The sequence below is a fragment of the Micrococcaceae bacterium Sec5.1 genome (genome assembly GCA_039636795.1).
In the GTDB taxonomy this organism is placed as follows: domain Bacteria; phylum Actinomycetota; class Actinomycetes; order Actinomycetales; family Micrococcaceae; genus Arthrobacter.
This window is the reverse complement of record CP143430.1, coordinates 3,139,014-3,154,750: the sequence shown is the minus strand read 5'-3', so window position 1 is coordinate 3,154,750 and position 15,737 is coordinate 3,139,014. Positions and strand designations below refer to the sequence as shown.

13 protein-coding genes are annotated in these 15,737 nt (G+C 62.2%); 7 read left to right on the top strand and 6 right to left on the bottom strand.

What is annotated here, in order from left to right; genetic code table 11:
- Positions 1-13: 13 nt before the first annotated feature.
- From sufC to VUN82_14295, 5 genes are read right to left on the bottom strand one after another with little or no spacing between them, the layout of a single operon-like run.
- Positions 14-799: a Fe-S cluster assembly ATPase SufC gene (sufC, locus tag VUN82_14315; protein ID XAS70291.1), complete on the bottom strand. Its 786-nt coding sequence runs from the start codon at positions 797-799 to the stop codon at positions 14-16.
- Between the two features lie 44 nt (positions 800-843).
- Entirely contained in the window at positions 844-1,200 is a 357-nt protein-coding gene (locus VUN82_14310) for a non-heme iron oxygenase ferredoxin subunit (protein XAS70290.1), read from the bottom strand.
- A 21-nt stretch (positions 1,201-1,221) separates the two neighbouring features.
- Complete coding sequence (gene sufD / locus VUN82_14305) at positions 1,222-2,535, bottom strand: Fe-S cluster assembly protein SufD (GenBank protein XAS70289.1); 1,314 nt, start codon at positions 2,533-2,535, stop codon at positions 1,222-1,224.
- A gap of 2 nt (positions 2,536-2,537) precedes the next feature.
- Positions 2,538-4,001 (bottom strand): Fe-S cluster assembly protein SufB, encoded by a 1,464-nt coding sequence (sufB, locus tag VUN82_14300; protein ID XAS70288.1) that lies wholly within the window; start codon positions 3,999-4,001, stop codon positions 2,538-2,540.
- The gene (locus VUN82_14295) at positions 4,001-4,804 is read right to left on the bottom strand and encodes a helix-turn-helix domain-containing protein (GenBank protein ID XAS74689.1); all 804 of its coding nucleotides are present in this window, start codon (positions 4,802-4,804) and stop codon (positions 4,001-4,003) included. Before VUN82_14295 ends, sufB begins: the two co-directional genes overlap by 1 nt.
- A gap of 127 nt (positions 4,805-4,931) precedes the next feature.
- On the opposite strand from VUN82_14295, the gene VUN82_14290 reads away from it, so the two are divergent.
- The 4 genes from VUN82_14290 to VUN82_14275 all read left to right on the top strand — a co-directional run bounded on the left by VUN82_14290 (position 4,932) and on the right by VUN82_14275 (position 9,167).
- Positions 4,932-5,897, top strand: coding sequence for an ABC transporter ATP-binding protein (locus VUN82_14290; protein ID XAS70287.1), 966 nt, complete (start codon positions 4,932-4,934; stop codon positions 5,895-5,897).
- Positions 5,894-6,658, top strand: a complete 765-nt coding sequence (locus tag VUN82_14285; GenBank protein ID XAS70286.1) for an ABC transporter permease — start codon at positions 5,894-5,896, stop codon at positions 6,656-6,658. The genes VUN82_14290 and VUN82_14285 overlap by 4 nt, the downstream gene beginning before the upstream one ends.
- A gap of 30 nt (positions 6,659-6,688) precedes the next feature.
- Complete coding sequence (locus VUN82_14280) at positions 6,689-7,633, top strand: COX15/CtaA family protein (GenBank protein ID XAS70285.1); 945 nt, start codon at positions 6,689-6,691, stop codon at positions 7,631-7,633.
- Positions 7,634-7,950: 317 nt separating this feature from the next.
- Positions 7,951-9,167, top strand: a protein-coding gene (locus VUN82_14275; GenBank protein ID XAS70284.1) for an IS3 family transposase whose coding sequence is annotated in 2 segments (ribosomal slippage) — positions 7,951-8,215 and positions 8,215-9,167 — 1,218 coding nt in all. Because the reading frame shifts where the segments join, the coding sequence is not laid out codon by codon here.
- A 262-nt stretch (positions 9,168-9,429) separates the two neighbouring features.
- Here the strand turns inward: VUN82_14275 and VUN82_14270 are convergent.
- A complete protein-coding gene (locus tag VUN82_14270; GenBank protein ID XAS70283.1) occupies positions 9,430-10,392 on the bottom strand; it encodes a heme o synthase in 963 nt (320 codons plus the stop codon).
- A gap of 431 nt (positions 10,393-10,823) precedes the next feature.
- On the opposite strand from VUN82_14270, the gene tkt reads away from it, so the two are divergent.
- Genes tkt through VUN82_14255 form a run of 3 tightly spaced genes read left to right on the top strand, consistent with a single transcriptional unit; the run spans position 10,824 to position 15,730 of the window.
- A complete protein-coding gene (gene tkt / locus VUN82_14265; GenBank protein ID XAS70282.1) occupies positions 10,824-12,950 on the top strand; it encodes a transketolase in 2,127 nt (708 codons plus the stop codon).
- A gap of 23 nt (positions 12,951-12,973) precedes the next feature.
- A complete protein-coding gene (gene tal, locus VUN82_14260) occupies positions 12,974-14,092 on the top strand; it encodes a transaldolase (GenBank protein XAS70281.1) in 1,119 nt (372 codons plus the stop codon).
- 6 nt (positions 14,093-14,098) lie between these two features.
- Positions 14,099-15,730: a glucose-6-phosphate isomerase gene (locus VUN82_14255; GenBank protein XAS70280.1), complete on the top strand. Its 1,632-nt coding sequence runs from the start codon at positions 14,099-14,101 to the stop codon at positions 15,728-15,730.
- Positions 15,731-15,737 lie beyond the last annotated feature (7 nt).

Below are 15,737 nucleotides of genomic sequence, written 5' to 3'. Positions count from 1 at the left end.
GGAATGATCCTAACTAGGCCTGTACGGCAGGAGCAACGGCAACGCCTGCGCCTGCGGCGTAGCGGTCGTAGCCCTCTTCTTCAAGACGGTCGGCCAGTTCGGGGCCGCCCTCTTCAACGACCTTGCCGTCGACGAAAACGTGGACGAAGTCGGGCTTGATGTAGCGCAGGATGCGGGTGTAGTGGGTGATGAGCAGCGTGCCCATGTTTCCCTCTGCGTGTGCGCGGTTGACGCCTTCGGAAACTACCTTGAGGGCGTCGACGTCGAGGCCGGAGTCGGTCTCGTCCAGAACAGCGAACTTCGGCTTGAAGAGCTCGAGCTGAAGGATCTCGACGCGCTTCTTCTCGCCACCGGAGAAGCCTTCGTTGACGTTGCGCTGAGCGAAGTCGGCGTCGATGCGCAGCTGCTGCATGGCAGCCTTGACGTCCTTGGTCCACGTACGAAGGGCGGGTGCTTCGCCGTCGATCGCCGTCTTGGCGGTACGCAGGAAGTTCGTCATGGTGACGCCGGGAACCTCTACCGGGTACTGCATGGCGAGGAAGACGCCTGCACGGGCGCGCTCATCAACGCTCATTTCCAGGACGTTTTCGCCATCGAGAGTGATGGTACCGCTGGTCACCGTGTAGCGCGGGTGGCCGGCGATGGTGGACGCGAGGGTGGACTTGCCCGAGCCGTTGGGGCCCATGATGGCGTGCGTTTCACCGGTCTTGATGGTGAGGCTGACGCCCTTCAGGATCTCCTTGGTGCCCTGCTCCGTCTCGATGCTGACGTGCAGGTCCTTGATCTCAAGAGTAGACATGCTCTTCTTTCTTTTCCGTTCGTAAGTCTGGTGATACCGGGCGCTTAGTAGTTATCTACCGAAGCACCGTTCACAACGTTGGTCACGTCCACGTAGACGTCGTCACCATCGATGGTGACTGCGAAAACGGGAACGGGGTCGTAGGCAGGCAGCTGAAGAGGCTGTCCGCTGCGGAGGTCGAACTGGGAACCGTGGCCCCAGCACTCAATCGCACAGCCTTCAATCTCGCCTTCAGACAGCGAGATGTCCGCGTGCGAGCAGGTATCGCCGACGGCATGGATCTCGCCCATCGAGTCCCTCACGATGGCTACCGGATAGTCATCGATCAGGACGCGCAGCGCCTGCTTGACCTGGATGTCATTGGCGTTGCATACCAGTTCGCCCTTGGTTTGTTCACTCATGCTTGTCCTGCCTGGTCTTTGCTAGTTGTCGGTCGCGGCGAGTTCGCGCTCAACAGCTGCGGTCAGGCGTTCTTCGATTGCCGGGACGTTGATCTGCTGGATGATCTCGTTGAGGAAGCCTCGGACCACCAGGCGGCGGGCTACCTTTTCGGGAATGCCGCGTGCCATGAGGTAGAAAAGGTGCTCGTCGTCGAAACGGCCGGTGGCGCTGGCATGGCCGGCACCCTCGATGAGTCCAGTTTCGATTTCCAGGTTCGGCACAGAGTCCGCACGCGCGCCGTCCGTCAGGACCAGGTTGCGGTTGGCCTCATAGGTGTCAGTGCCTTCTGCTTCCTTACGGATCAGGACGTCGCCCACCCACACAGTGTGGGCATTGCGGCCCTGCAGCGCGCCCTTGTAGAGCACGCGCGACTTGCAGTTGGCCACCGCGTGGTCAACAAACAGGCGCTGCTCAAGGTGCTGACCGGCATCGGCGAAGTACAAGCCGAACATTTCGACGTCGGCACCAGGGGCCGTGAAGCGGGTGGACGGCGTAACGCGCACAACGTCGCCGCCGAGGCTGACCACAATGTGCTTGAACTTCGCGTCGCGGCCGATCCTGGCCTGCTGGGCCGACGCGTGAACAGCGTTGTCGGCCCATTCCTGCAAGGACACGACCGTGAGCTCAGCGCCATCTTCGACGATGATCTCAACGTTCTCCGAGACAACAGCCGTGCCCTGGTGATCCAGGACCACGACCGCCTTGGAGAAACGCTCTGCCACGATCACGATGTGCTGGGCAGCAGGAGCCTCGCTGGATCCGGTGATCAGGACGGAAACTTCGCTCTCGGCCTGGAGCTCAGCCGGAACCGTGACAACGGTAGCTTCGGCGAAGTTCTCCCAACCGTTGGCGGACACGCGGTCCTCGGGGATGGCTGCCTGGCCGATCCGCTTGTCCTCGCGGCCAACCGTTTCGACGACGACGCCGGACGGTGCAGTCACGCTGACAGCCGGAGCTGCACCGTTAAGGACCTCGGTGTGGAGACCGCGCAGGCGCTTCAGCGGCGTGAAACGCCAGTCTTCTTCAAGGCCGGTCAGGGGCTTGAAGTCCTCCAGCTTGTAGGACGTGAGGCGGCCGGCGCGGGAGCTGTCCGGGATGCCGACGCCGCCGCCATGCGAGTGGCTCTTGACCGATGCGCCACCGAGCGGACCAGCAGCAGGCTGCTCCGACGTCGTGCTGGTGTTCGTTCCGGTATTTACGGGCGAAAGGTTTTCGCCTTCCTCGGTGAAGCCGTTGATAAACGGCTGGGCCGAGGGCGCGCCGATGCGTGCCTTTTCAGTAGTGATATCAGTCATTGTTAACCGACGGACCCTTCCATCTGCAGTTCAATCAAGCGGTTCAGCTCAAGGGCATATTCCATGGGCAGTTCACGGGCGATCGGCTCAATGAAGCCGCGCACGATCATGGCCATGGCCTCGTCCTCAGGCATGCCGCGGGACATCAGATAGAAGAGCTGCTCTTCGCTGACGCGGGAAACGGTGGCCTCGTGACCCATGACGACGTCGTCCTCGCGGATGTCGATGTACGGGTACGTGTCCGAGCGTGAAATGGTGTCCACCAAGAGGGCGTCGCAACGGACCGTGTTGGCCGAGTGCTTTGCACCTTCGCGGACCTGGACCAAGCCGCGGTAAGCCGCACGGCCACCGCCGCGGGCCACGGACTTGGAAATGATGGAGCTCTTGGTGTTCGGTGCGATGTGCACCATCTTGGAGCCGGTGTCCTGGTGCTGGCCCTCGCCGGCGAAGGCGATGGACAGAGTTTCACCCTTGGCGTGCTCGCCAACGAGGTAAACGGCCGGGTACTTCATGGTCACCTTGGAGCCGATGTTGCCATCGATCCATTCCATGGTGGCGCCCTCTTCGCAGATGGCACGCTTGGTGACGAGGTTGTACACGTTGGTGGACCAGTTCTGGATGGTTGTGTAGCGGACGCGGGCGCCCTTCTTCACGATGATCTCCACAACGGCCGAGTGCAGCGAATCCGAGGTGTAGATCGGAGCCGTGCAACCTTCGATGTAGTGAACGTAGGAGTCCTCATCGGCGATGATCAGGGTGCGCTCGAACTGGCCCATGTTTTCCGTGTTGATGCGGAAGTAAGCCTGGAGCGGGATGTCCACGTGCACGCCCTTGGGCACGTACACGAACGATCCACCGGACCATACCGCCGTGTTCAGCGAAGCGAACTTGTTGTCGCCCACGGGGATGATGGTGCCGAAGTACTCCTGGAAGATCTCCGGGTGTTCCCGCAGGGCGGTGTCCGTGTCCAGGAAGATGACGCCCTGGGCTTCGAGGTCCTCGCGGATCTGGTGGTAGACAACCTCGGATTCGTACTGGGCTGCAACGCCGGAAACGAGCCGGCTGCGCTCAGCTTCCGGGATACCGAGCTTTTCGTAGGTGTTCCGGATGTCCTCCGGCAGGTCTTCCCACGTTGCCGCTTGCTTCTCGGTGGAACGCACAAAGTACTTGATGTTGTCGAAGTCGATGCCGGAGAGGTCTGCACCCCACGTAGGCATGGGCTTACGGTCGAAGTACTTCAGGCCCTTGAGGCGTAGATCGAGCATCCATTCGGGCTCGTTCTTCTTCGAGGAGATGTCGCGGACAACGTCCTCGTTGAGGCCACGACGGGCATTCGCGCCTACGTCGTTCTTGTCGGCCCAGCCGTACTCGTAGTTTCCGATACCGTGCAGTTCGGGATTCTTCTCCAGAATCTCCGAGATCACAGTGCCGTCAGCTACCGCTTTCTCTGCTAATTGGTCCGTCATCACGGCCTTTCTTGCTGGTTGTTTGATTCCTGGTACGGGTTCCCGGACTGCTCTGCGGTGCTGTGATGCACCGTGGCAGCTGGTCGCCCGGTAGGTATGTGGGTGGTGCAGACGTGCCCGCCTTGCGCCAGGGTTGAAAGACGCCGGACATCGACGCCCACTAAGCGGGAAAAGACTTTGGTCTCGCTGTCGCAAAAAACAGGGAATTCCGCTGCGAGCTGCTGGATGGGGCAATGTCCCTGGCAGAGCTGGACACTGGAAAATTCTGCCGGCAGAGGGGCTTTGGCCTCAATGGAATGGGCAGAGGCTACATAGCCGTCCCGGCTGAGGGCCTTGGATAAGGCCAGGGCTCGGGCGGCGATGTCCTGCCCGGCGGCGGCAACTTCCGGTGCATACCGGCGCTCCATTTCAGAGAAGCGCTCCTCTGCATACTCGCGGACTGCATCCTCGCCGGCAATTTCCTGTAGCCGCCTGAGCGCGGAGCTGGCGATGTTCAAGTAGTCATCGCCAAGCTTGGATTGCCCTTGTGAACTCAGGACATAACGGCGCGCCGGACGTCCGGCACCGGCTCCCGCCTTGGCGACGCGCTTGACTTCGATAACGCCATTGCGCTCAAGATGATCCAGATGGCGACGGACCGCTGCAGGCGTGAAACCAAGGAGGTCGCCCAGCTCAGCGGCACTCACGGGGCCGTTCTCCAACACAGCACCCAGAACGCGGTCCCTTGTGCGGTCTTCCGCGTCCGGCAGCACAGACGAAGGCGCAAAGGCCTCTGCCGCTGCAGCATGCCGCCTGGAGGGCATGGAAATTGGACTGCTCATGGAATACACAACACAATCATGTCGTAATTTGTTTCATGCATCCAGTAAGGCAAGACTGACCTTAGTCACCCGCCAGGTGCGACCGTACTACTTCGCGTAGAATACTTTGGTGCGATCCACCGATTCCCCTGTCCTCACTATAGACGGACTCATTAAGGATGTAGGGCCCCTGGCTGCCCTTGACGGCAAAATGCTCCGTGTTGTGAGTGGCCTGTCCATGGTGGCTGAACGGGGCCGGATTACCGCCCTCCTCGGGGCCAATGGCGCCGGCAAGACCACCACCCTTGAATGTGCCCAAGGTTTGCAGAAACGGACTGGTGGAACTATTTCACTTCTTGGCGCAGACCCGGATACTGCCGGCGCTGACTTGAGGTCCCGGGTAGGCGTCATGCTTCAGGATGGCGGGCTCCCGCCGTCGGCCCGTCCTATCCCCCTGTTGCGTCACGTTGCCGGCATGTACCGGAACCCCATGGACGTCGATGCCCTCGTGGATCGCCTGGGCATTGCCCAGTTCAGCCGCACCAGTGTGCGGCGCCTCTCAGGTGGCCAAAAGCAACGGGTGGCCTTGGCTGCGGCCTTGATTGGCAACCCCGAGGTCCTCTTCCTCGATGAACCCAGCGCTGGATTGGATCCGCATTCGCGACAAGTGGTTTTCGACCTCATTGCAGAATTGCGCGACGCCGGCATGGGCATCGTCCTCACGACGCACCTGATGGATGACGCCGAGCGCCTGGCGGACTACGTCTACATCATCGACGGCGGACACAACGTCGCCGAGGGGACGGTCGCTGACCTTCTGCGGCACGATCATTCCGCCGATACCGCGATCACGGACCGGACCCTCTTTTTCGATGCGCCGCCTGGACTCGAGTTCAAAGGCGTCCTCGGCGCAGGCCTGCAAGTCCTTGAAACCCGTGCCGGCAGCTACTCGATCACCGGTGCTCTGGCACCTGGGGACCTTGCCGCCCTGACCGCCTGGTGGGCCGAACGGAACATCATGCCAGCGTCCCTGAGACTCGAGGCGCGGAGCCTTGAGGACGTTTTCCTGGACATTTCCGGAAGGGACCTCCGATGAGCAAGCTCCTCTCCCCCAATGCCGGGCCCGCTTCCCTGCCGCGCCGTATTCTCCAGCAGGGCCGCTACGAGACCATCACTATGCTGCGGAACGGCGAACAGCTGATTCTTGCCGTCGTCCTTCCGCTTCTTGCTTTGGCCGGGCTGACTGTTACTCCCCTGCTGGATGGGCTCGGAGGCTCGCGCATTGACGTGGCGACGCCCGGAATCCTCGCTCTCTGTGCCATGTCCACCGCCTTCACCGGACAGGGCATTGCCACAGGATTTGACCGGCGTTACGGCGTTCTGCGCTTCCTCTCCACCACTCCCCTGGGTCGTGGTGGCCTGATCGCCGGCAAAATACTGGCCGTGCTCGTCGTTCTCTTCCTCCAAGTGCTGGTCGTGGGGGCAGTCGCCGGGCTCCTGGGCTGGCAGCCGCGGCCGGAGGCATGGCTTCCAGGCCTTGGGATACTCGTCCTTGGTGCGGCCGCCTTCACTGCGCTGGGACTCCTGGTCGCTGGAACTGTACGGCCTGAAGCCACCTTGGCCATCACCAATCTCCTGTGGATCCTCCTCGGAGCGCTGGGCGGGATCGTTGTCCCGGCGGAAAGGCTCCCCGCCATAGCCCAGGGCATCGTGCACTTCCTGCCCTCCGGCGCACTGGGCCAAGCATTGCGGGATGCCTTCCTTTTGGGCATCGTGCCCTTCCCGGCCGTACTGGTCCTCCTGATGTGGACATTGCTGGCCGGCGCCGCGGCCATTCGCTGGTTCAAGTGGAACTGACAACAAGCAGAACTGAGAGTTGAGCAAACTGTGAGCACGGCATCGCGCCTCCCTAAATCCGTCCAGCGATTCACCACCAAGCTGCCGACGGAGGTAAACCGCACTATCCGCCGACTCTCGGTCCTTTCCCTGATCGGTCAGACCGTGCTCGTAGTGACCGGTGGAGCAGTTCGTCTCACGGCTTCGGGCCTTGGCTGCCCAACCTGGCCGCGATGCACTGACGAATCCCTCGTCAACACGCCTGAAATGGGCATTCACGGTCTTATCGAGTTCGGCAACCGGATGCTCACGTTCGCGTTGGCGGCGGTTGCGGCGCTCATGTTGGTCTACTTGTGGAATCTCCGCAAAGAACGCCGCGACCTCTTCATGCTTGCTCTTGGCCTCCTGGCGAGCATCCCGGCTCAGGCCATCATCGGCGGAATCACAGTCCTGTCCAACCTCAACCCTTGGGTTGTGGGCCTGCACTTCCTGGTATCCATGGCCTTGGTTGTCTTCGCGACGCTGCTTGTTAACCGCGCTTTTGGCCGCACGGGACGATTCATGAAGCACGCGCTGCCTACACTGCCTTCGGTTGCCCGGCCTGTGATGTTGGCCGTCGCCGTCTTCTCGGCCATAGCTGTCATGCTCGGCGTAGTAGTCACAGGCGCCGGTCCGCACGCGGGCGATGCCGATGCGCCCCGCAATGATCTGGACTGGGACCTCTTCTCGCACATTCACGCTGTGCCCGCTTACCTGATCACAGCCGGGACACTGTTGGCTGTATACCTTGTGGTCCGGCATAAGATCGGCGGCCCGTTCCGAACCGCTGCCTTCCTGCTGCTCGCCGTGACGTTGCTGCAAGCTGTCATCGGGTTCACCCAGTACTACAACGGAATTCCTGCGCTTCTCGTGGGCGCACACATGCTTGGCGCAGCCCTGCTGATGAGCGCATCCACCAACGCGGCGGACATCGCAAAGTACAGCCCCGCCAAGTAGCGCTCTCTCACATCGGGCCGCGCTGGGTGGGATGTTCTCTCACATCCTGCGGCCTGTGGCCGGATGTTCTTTCACGTCCTGCGGCCTGTGGCCGGATGTTCTTGCACATGCTGCGGCCCGTGGCCGAATGTTCTTGCATGTCCTGCGGCCTGTGGCCGGATGTTCTTGCACATGCAGGATCCTTGAGCCCGATGTTTTCTCAGATCCAGGGTCGGCAATCAACAGGTAATGAAGGACTCACAACCAACTTGACGATGAGGGCATTCGTCTGCGGTCGTATGGTTTTGTGAGACAGCTTGATGGGAGCTTCAGTTCAGATGACCACGCCCAGAAGAAAATACGATGCCGCTTTCCGTGAGGATGCTGTGCGGCTTGTTTTGTCCACGAACCGGTCGGTGAAACAGGTCGCCGAGGAGATCGGGGTGAAGGAAAGCACGCTGGGGAACTGGCTGCACAGGCATCGAGAGAGCCACCAGGGCGCCGCGCCGGTCCTGCCTGAAGAACGGGGGCCGGTGCCGTGGGACGAGCACCGGAAGGCACTGGCCGAAAATGAGCGGTTGAAGGCCGAGGTCGAGTTCCTGGGAAAAGTCAGCGCCTTCTTTGCCGCGAAGCAAAAGTAGAGGACTTCTACGAGTTCATCGAAGCGGAGAAGGCCAACTATTCCGTGGTGTGGCTGTGCCGGGCGTTGAAGGTCTCCCGGGCCTCGTTCTACCGGTGGCGCGCCCCTGCCGGGCCCTCACCGCGTGCCGTGCGGCATGAGGATCTGGTCACCGCGGTTACCGGCCTGTACGAGAAGGAAAATGGCCGTGCCGGCCGTGACCAGCTGACGCTTTTGCTCAACGCGGCCGGGACCAAGGTCTCCGCCCCCACCGTCGGGGCGATCATGCGAGAAAAGGGCCTGCGGGCCATCCGAACCCGGGCCTGGAAGAGGACCACGGTCCAGGACCCGCAAGCCAAGACCGCCCACATCGAGAACCACATGCTCGATGAACAGGGCAAACGCGACTTCACCTCCGCAGTGCCCGGGACCCGTCTGGTCGGAGACATCACCTACCTGCGCACCGGCGAGGGCTGGCTTTATCTGGCCACCGTCATCGACCTGTTTTCGGGCATGGTCATCGGCTGGTCCATGGCTGCCCACATGCGGGCAAGCCTGTGCACCGCAGCCCTGCAGATGGCACGGAACCACGGCCGTTTCGCCGAGCATGGTGTGGTGTTCCACTCCGACCGTGGCACCCAATACACCTCTGACGAATTCCAAGAATGGTGCGGCCAGAACGGGGTCACCCAGTCCATGGGCAAGGTCGGGGTGTGCTGGGACAACGCGGTCGCCGAGAACTTCTTCTCCCACCTCAAAACCGAGTTCTACCACCACCACGGATTCGGCTCCAGACTCGCAGCCCGGACCGGAGTGATGGACTACATCGAAGGCTGGTACAACCGCCGCCGTCCCAACCGCAGGGCCGGCGGCATCCCACCGGCCGCCGCCCACGAAAACCACCACAACCGCGCCCAGGAACCCCTGGCCGCCTAACACCAACGAAACTGTCTCAAAAACTTGACGAGCGCAGTCGATTACCCCGTGGAATGTGTGAGACCGTCCGTCGGAAACCGGTGCGGGATGTGAGAGAACATCCGGGGAAAACCGGCGGGATGTGAGAGAGGATCGGGGGAAATGCCGTGGGATGTGAGAGAGCATCGGGGGGAAATGAAAAGGCGCGACGCCGGGACTCGGGTGAGTGCCGGCGTCGCGCCTTCTTTGTCTTGCGTTCTTTTGCGGAAAGCGGTCCCGAAGGTCAGCCGCCGATGATCGGTGATCCGATGAAGGGGTCTACTGCCAGCGCGATGAAGAGCAGCGTCAGGTAGCTGATGGAGCCGTGGAAGACCTTCATGGCCCCCTTGTTGGAGACGTCGCCGCCTTGTGCCCGCTTGTAGAGGGCGTGGCTCTCGTAAAGGAACCAGGCGCCGGCAGCGACAGCCGCAATCGTATAGACCCAGCCCGCGCGGCCAACGGGAACCATCAGGAGCGAGCAAGCCACCATGGCCCAGGCGTAGAGGACCACCTGGACCGACACAACTTTTGCCCCTGCAATTGCTCCGAGCATGGGCACGTTCGCGTTGCGGTAGTCCTCGCCGTAGCGCATGGACAGCGGCCAGTAGTGCGGAGGCGTCCACAGGAAGATGACCATGAACAGCACAATGGCGGGCCACTCAACGGTGTTCGTGACTGCAGCCCAGGCGATCAGCACCGGGAAGCAGCCAGCAGCCCCGCCCCAAACGATGTTTTGTGCCGTGCGGCGCTTCAGGATCATGGTGTAGATGACTACATAGAAAACGATGGCGCCCAGTCCAAGCCATGCGGACAAAGGATTCGCACCAAACCACAGGATGGCGATTGAAGCGGCGCCGAGAATCCAGGCAAAAACCAAAGCCTCCCGGGGCGAAACTTCACCGGTGACCAGTGGGCGCTTCTCTGTGCGGTGCATCAATTTGTCGATGTCGCGGTCGATGTAGCAGTTGAACACACCGGCGCTGCCTGCCGCGAAGGCACCCCCAACGAGCGTTGCCAGAATGAGCCCAATAGACGGGAACCCGCGCTGGGCAAAGATCATGGTGGGGAGCGTGCTGACCAGGAGCAGCTCGATGACACGGGGCTTGGTGAGAGCCAGATACGCCTTTAACTTACGGGAGATTCCGATGCTTCCCCGGGCCGGGGACGCGTTGAGGGGCGTATCAGTTGTGCTCACGGCGGCAGTCACTCTGTTCTATGCTCTGGGTTTCTCGCAGCGGCTGCCGTCCGGGTTTCCGAGAAGGAACCGCAGGCGCATGAAACCGCTGGTGGCCTTCAGATATCATACCGTGGCCGGAAGTGCGTCCGTGTCCGCAAAAAACGCCAATGTTTCGGAAAGTTCACTTCCCAGGGGCGCCATCGTGATTCATATAAGGGAAATTCTGTCCAGTTAGTGGGATTCCCTGAGTCCCAGGACACGTTTAGGGCTAAGCTGTTGAGCAGATCAGGACACGTTGACACTCCGGGAAACCGTATTCTCGGATTATCCGTGCGTCTGGATGAAGGATCAACGTTTCAATGGTGAACGGCTGGTAGACACATTGCAGCGGGCGCCATCCTGTGCTTCCTGCGTGCCGTGTCCTTCCGCCTGCCGTCAGCACAGAGAGGGGCTCGGTTTTCGTGCCACATTTGGAAGAGCAAGAACTGTCATGGACCGATCTGGACCGGAAGGCGGTTGACACCGTTCGCGTGTTGGCTGCTGACGCCGTGGAGAAGGTTGGAAATGGCCACCCCGGCACGGCTATGAGCTTGGCACCGGCAGCGTACCTGCTGTTCCAGAAGCTGATGCGCCATGACCCGAAGAACCCTGACTGGATTGGGCGTGACCGGTTCGTCCTGTCCCCCGGCCACACGTCACTGACGCTTTACATCCAGCTGTTCCTCGCCGGATACGGCCTGGAACTGAAGGACCTCGAAGCACTGCGTACCTGGGGTTCGCTGACCCCGGGGCACCCCGAGTACAAGCACACCGCGGGTGTGGAGATCACTACCGGCCCGTTGGGCCAGGGCCTGGCTTCGGCTGTCGGCTTCGCTTACTCCCAGCGCCGCCAGCGCGGCCTGTTCGACGCCGATGCTCCCGCCGGCCAGTCGCCGTTTGACCACACGATCTGGGTTATCGCATCCGACGGCGACCTCCAGGAAGGCGTGACGTCCGAGGCGTCCTCGCTGGCCGGCCACCAGGAACTGGGCAACCTCGTGGTGATCTACGACGAGAACCACATTTCCATTGAAGACGATACCGACGTTGCGTTCACGGAAGATGTCCTGAAGCGCTACGAAGCCTACGGCTGGCACACCCAGCGTGTGGACTGGACCAAGACCGGTGACTACGTCGAGGACGTCCAGGAACTCTACTCGGCGCTGCTGGCTGCGAAGGCTGAGACGAACAAGCCGTCCATCATTTCGCTGCGCACCATCATTGGCTACCCGGCCCCGAAGAAGCAGAACACGGGCAAGATCCACGGCTCGGCCCTGGGTGCCGAGGAAGTCGCAGCGCTGAAGACCGTGCTTGGTTTCGATCCCGCGAAGTCCTTCGATGTTGACGAAGAGGTCCTGGCACACGCCCGCAAGGTCCTGGACCGTGGCGCCGAATCCCGCGCTGCGTGGCAGTCCTCGTTCGAGGCCTGGCAGTCCGCCAACCCGGACGCGGCTGCCCTGCTGGAGCGCGTTGAGGCCAAGAAGCTTCCCGTGGGCATCGACGCCGCGCTGCCGGTGTTCGAAGCCGGCAAGGACGTCTCCACCCGTGCAGCATCGGGCAAGGTCCTGAACGCGATCGGCCCGGTCCTCCCCGAGCTGTGGGGCGGTTCCGCCGACCTCGCCGAGTCCAACAACACCACCATTGAAGGCTCGCCGTCGTTTATCCCCACCTCGCGCTCCACCGATGCGTGGAAGGGCAACCCGTACGGACGCGTGCTGCACTTCGGTATCCGTGAGCACGCAGCTGCGTCGATCGTGAACGGCATTTCCCTGCATGGACGCACCCGTGCGTTCTCGGGCACGTTCCTGATCTTCTCGGATTACCAGCGTCCGGCCATCCGCCTCGGCGCATTGATGGGTGTCCCGTCCTTGTACGTGTGGACGCACGACTCCATCGGCTTGGGCGAAGACGGTCCTACCCACCAGCCCGTGGAGCAACTCGCTTCGCTGCGTGCCATCCCGGGCCTGGACGTGGTCCGCCCCGGTGACGCGAACGAGGTCTCGGCAGCGTGGAAGGCCATGCTCGAGAACCACGAGAACCCAGCCGGCATCGTGCTGACCCGCCAGAACATCCCCACCTACGCCCGCGGCGAAGGCACAGCAGAAGGTGACACCTTCGGTTCCACCGCTGGTGTGGCCAAGGGCGGTTACGTCCTGGCTGAGGCTTCCAAGGACGGCGAAACCGTTGACGCCCAGGTCATCCTGATCGGCACCGGCTCCGAGGTCCAGCTCGCCGTCGCAGCCCGCGAAGCACTCCAGGCCGAAGGCATCGCCACCCGCGTTGTTTCCATGCCGTGCGTGGAATGGTTCAACAAGCAGGACGAGGCCTACCGTGAGTCCGTGCTCCCGGCCGATGTGAAGGCACGCGTTTCCGTCGAAGCCGGCCTTGCGCTGGGATGGCGCGAATTCGTCGGTGACGCCGGACGTATGGTCTCCCTTGAACACTTCGGTGCCTCGGCAGACTACAAGCGGTTGTTCCAGGAATTCGGCATTACTGCCGAAGCTGTTGCCGCCGCTGCCAAAGACTCCCTCGCAGGCCTGAGCGCCTGATACCTCTATCAAGGAGAAAACAAATGACCAGCACCCCCACGCAGCAACTCTCCGACGCCGGCGTTTCCATCTGGCTCGATGACCTTTCCCGCAACCGCCTTGAAACGGGCACGCTGCAGAAGCTCATCGACGAAAAGAACGTAGTCGGTGTCACCACCAACCCGTCCATCTTCCACGCCGCCATCACCACCGGCACGGACTATGACGGCACGATCGCCGCGCAGGCCGCGGCCGGTGCCAGCGTCGAAGAGACCATCTTCGAGATCACCACCACCGACGTCGCCGACGCCTGCGATCTGTTCGCACCGGTCGCCGCCGCCACCAATGGCGTGGACGGCCGCGTGTCCATCGAGGTGGATCCCCGCCTTGCCTGGGACACCCAGGCCACGATTGCGGAGGCCAAGCACCTGTACGGCAAGGTCAACAAGGACAACGTCCACATCAAGATCCCGGCGACCCTCGAAGGCCTGGAAGCCATCACGGCAACATTGGCCGAGGGCATCAGCGTCAACGTGACCCTGATCTTCTCCCTGGAGCGCTACCGCGCCGTCATCAACGCCTTCCAGTCCGGCCTGGAGCAGGCCAAGGACAACGGCCACGACCTCTCCAAGATCCACTCCGTGGCATCCTTCTTCGTTTCCCGCGTGGACAGCGAGATCGACAAGCGCCTTGACGCCATCGGCACCGACGAAGCCAAGGCCCTCAAGGGCAAGGCGGGCGTCGCCAACGCACGCCTCGCCTACCAGGTCTACGAAGAGCTGTTCTCCACCGAACGTTGGACCTTGCTCGCCGAAGCCGGAGCCCTCCCCCAGCGTCCGCTGTGGGCATCCACCGGTGTCAAGGACCCGGCCTACCCGGACACCTTGTACGTCACCGAACTCGTCGCCCCTGGCGTGGTCAACACCATGCCGGAAAAGACACTCGACGCAACGTTCGATCACGGCGTAGTCACCGGTGATACCATCACGGGCACCTACGCAGAAGCGAACCAGACCCTCGACGCACTCGAAGCACTTGGCGTCTCATACAACGACGTCGTAGCTGTGCTTGAGACCGAAGGCCTCGAGAAGTTCGTGGCCAGCTGGAAGGAACTCCTGGCCGACGTTGAAGGCGCCCTCGCCACTGCACGGAAGGCTTCCTAACCAACCATGAGCACAATCAGCTACGACGCCAGCGGTGCCGCGCAGCAGGCCATCGCCCAGAACATCTCCAGCCTGGTAGACGACAAGGTCGCCACGAGGATTTTCGCCAAAGACCACACCCTGTGGGGTCCTGAAGCGGAATCCGAGTCGGCCATTCGTCTGGGCTGGGTTGAGGCTGCCGCCGTATCGCAAGCTTTGGTGGAGGGCATTCTCGAACTTCGCGATGCTCTCCGCGCCGAGGGCGTCTCCCGTATTGTCCTCTGTGGCATGGGTGGCTCCTCCTTGGCTCCTGAGGTCATCGCCGGCACCGCCGGCGTCGAGCTGACTGTGCTGGACAGCACAGATCCCGAGCAGGTCAGTGCTGCTTTGACGGACGGGCTGGCGGCGACTGCAATTGTGGTCTCCTCCAAGTCCGGTTCAACCGTTGAGACCGATTCCCAGCGCAGGGTGTTCGAGAAAGCGTTCAACGACGCCGGTATCGACGCCAAGAGTCGGATCATCATCGTGACGGATCCGGGGTCGCCGCTGGACAAGGCCTCCCGCGAGGCCGGCTACCGTGCAGTGTTCAACGCCGATCCGAACGTCGGCGGCCGCTTCTCTGCACTCACGGCGTTCGGGCTTGTCCCGTGTGGCCTGGCTGGCGTGGACATCCAGGCTTTCCTGGACGAAGCTGAGGAGGCTGCCGAGATCCTCAATGAGGATTCGGAGGACAACATTGGCCTCGCTTTGGGTATTGCCCTGGGCGGTACCAATCCTCTGCGCAACAAGATCGTCATTGCCGAGGACGGTTCCGGCATTGTGGGCTTCGCTGACTGGGCCGAACAGCTCATCGCGGAGTCGACGGGCAAGCTTGGCACGGGTGTGCTGCCTGTTGTCGCGGGACCGGATTCCCCCGAGGCGCTTGGCGGCGCAGAGGATGTCCTGGTGGTCCGACTGGTCAGTGCAGACGCCGACGTCGAACTTCGTGAAAACGAAGTTGCGATCGCAGGCGGCTTGGCTTCCCAGATGTTCCTTTGGGAATTCGCGACCGCAGTTGCAGGACGACTGCTGGGCATCAACCCGTTTGACCAGCCCGATGTCGAGGCTGCCAAGGTGGCCGCGCGCGGCTTGCTGGATGCCCGCCCTGAGCCAACTCCGGCCGCGTTCACCGACGGCGTCGTGGAAGTTCGCGGCGGCGATTGGCTCGGTAGTGCTTCCACCGCAGCCGAAGCCGTGCAGGCACTTCTGGCCCAGCTCGGCTCTGACGGTTACCTGAGCGTCCAGGCTTACCTGGACCGCATCTCCCATGCACCTCTTGAAGGTATCCGTGACGAACTCGCCGCAGTCTCCGGCCGTCCGGTGACGTTCGGATGGGGCCCGCGCTTCCTGCATTCCACGGGTCAGTTCCACAAGGGCGGCCCGGCTATCGGAGTGTTCCTTCAGATCACGGCGGCCTCGTCCTTGGATCTGGAAATCCCTGACCGCCCCTTCACGTTCGGGGAGCTCATTGCTGCACAGGCCTCGGGCGACGCCCAGGTCCTGGAAGGCCATGGCCGTCCTGTGTTGCGCCTGCACCTCACCGAGCGTGCGGCCGGCGTAGCCCAACTCCAGGAAGTCGTCGCTGCACTGGCCGGCCAGGCCAGCGCACTCGAAAGCTAAGGCACAA

Bases quoted from the DNA above. Each gene is read 5' to 3' on its own strand.
- sufC (XAS70291.1), bottom strand. From the start codon at position 799: ATGTCTACTCTTGAGATCAAGGACCTGCACGTCAGCATCGAGACGGAG.
- VUN82_14310 (XAS70290.1), bottom strand. From the start codon at position 1,200: ATGAGTGAACAAACCAAGGGCGAACTGGTATGCAACGCCAATGACATC.
- sufD (XAS70289.1), bottom strand. From the start codon at position 2,535: ATGACTGATATCACTACTGAAAAGGCACGCATCGGCGCGCCCTCGGCC.
- sufB (XAS70288.1), bottom strand. From the start codon at position 4,001: ATGACGGACCAATTAGCAGAGAAAGCGGTAGCTGACGGCACTGTGATC.
- VUN82_14295 (XAS74689.1), bottom strand. From the start codon at position 4,804: ATGCCCTCCAGGCGGCATGCTGCAGCGGCAGAGGCCTTTGCGCCTTCG.
- VUN82_14285 (XAS70286.1), top strand. From the start codon at position 5,894: ATGAGCAAGCTCCTCTCCCCCAATGCCGGGCCCGCTTCCCTGCCGCGC.
- tal (XAS70281.1), top strand. From the start codon at position 12,974: ATGACCAGCACCCCCACGCAGCAACTCTCCGACGCCGGCGTTTCCATC.
- VUN82_14255 (XAS70280.1), top strand. From the start codon at position 14,099: ATGAGCACAATCAGCTACGACGCCAGCGGTGCCGCGCAGCAGGCCATC.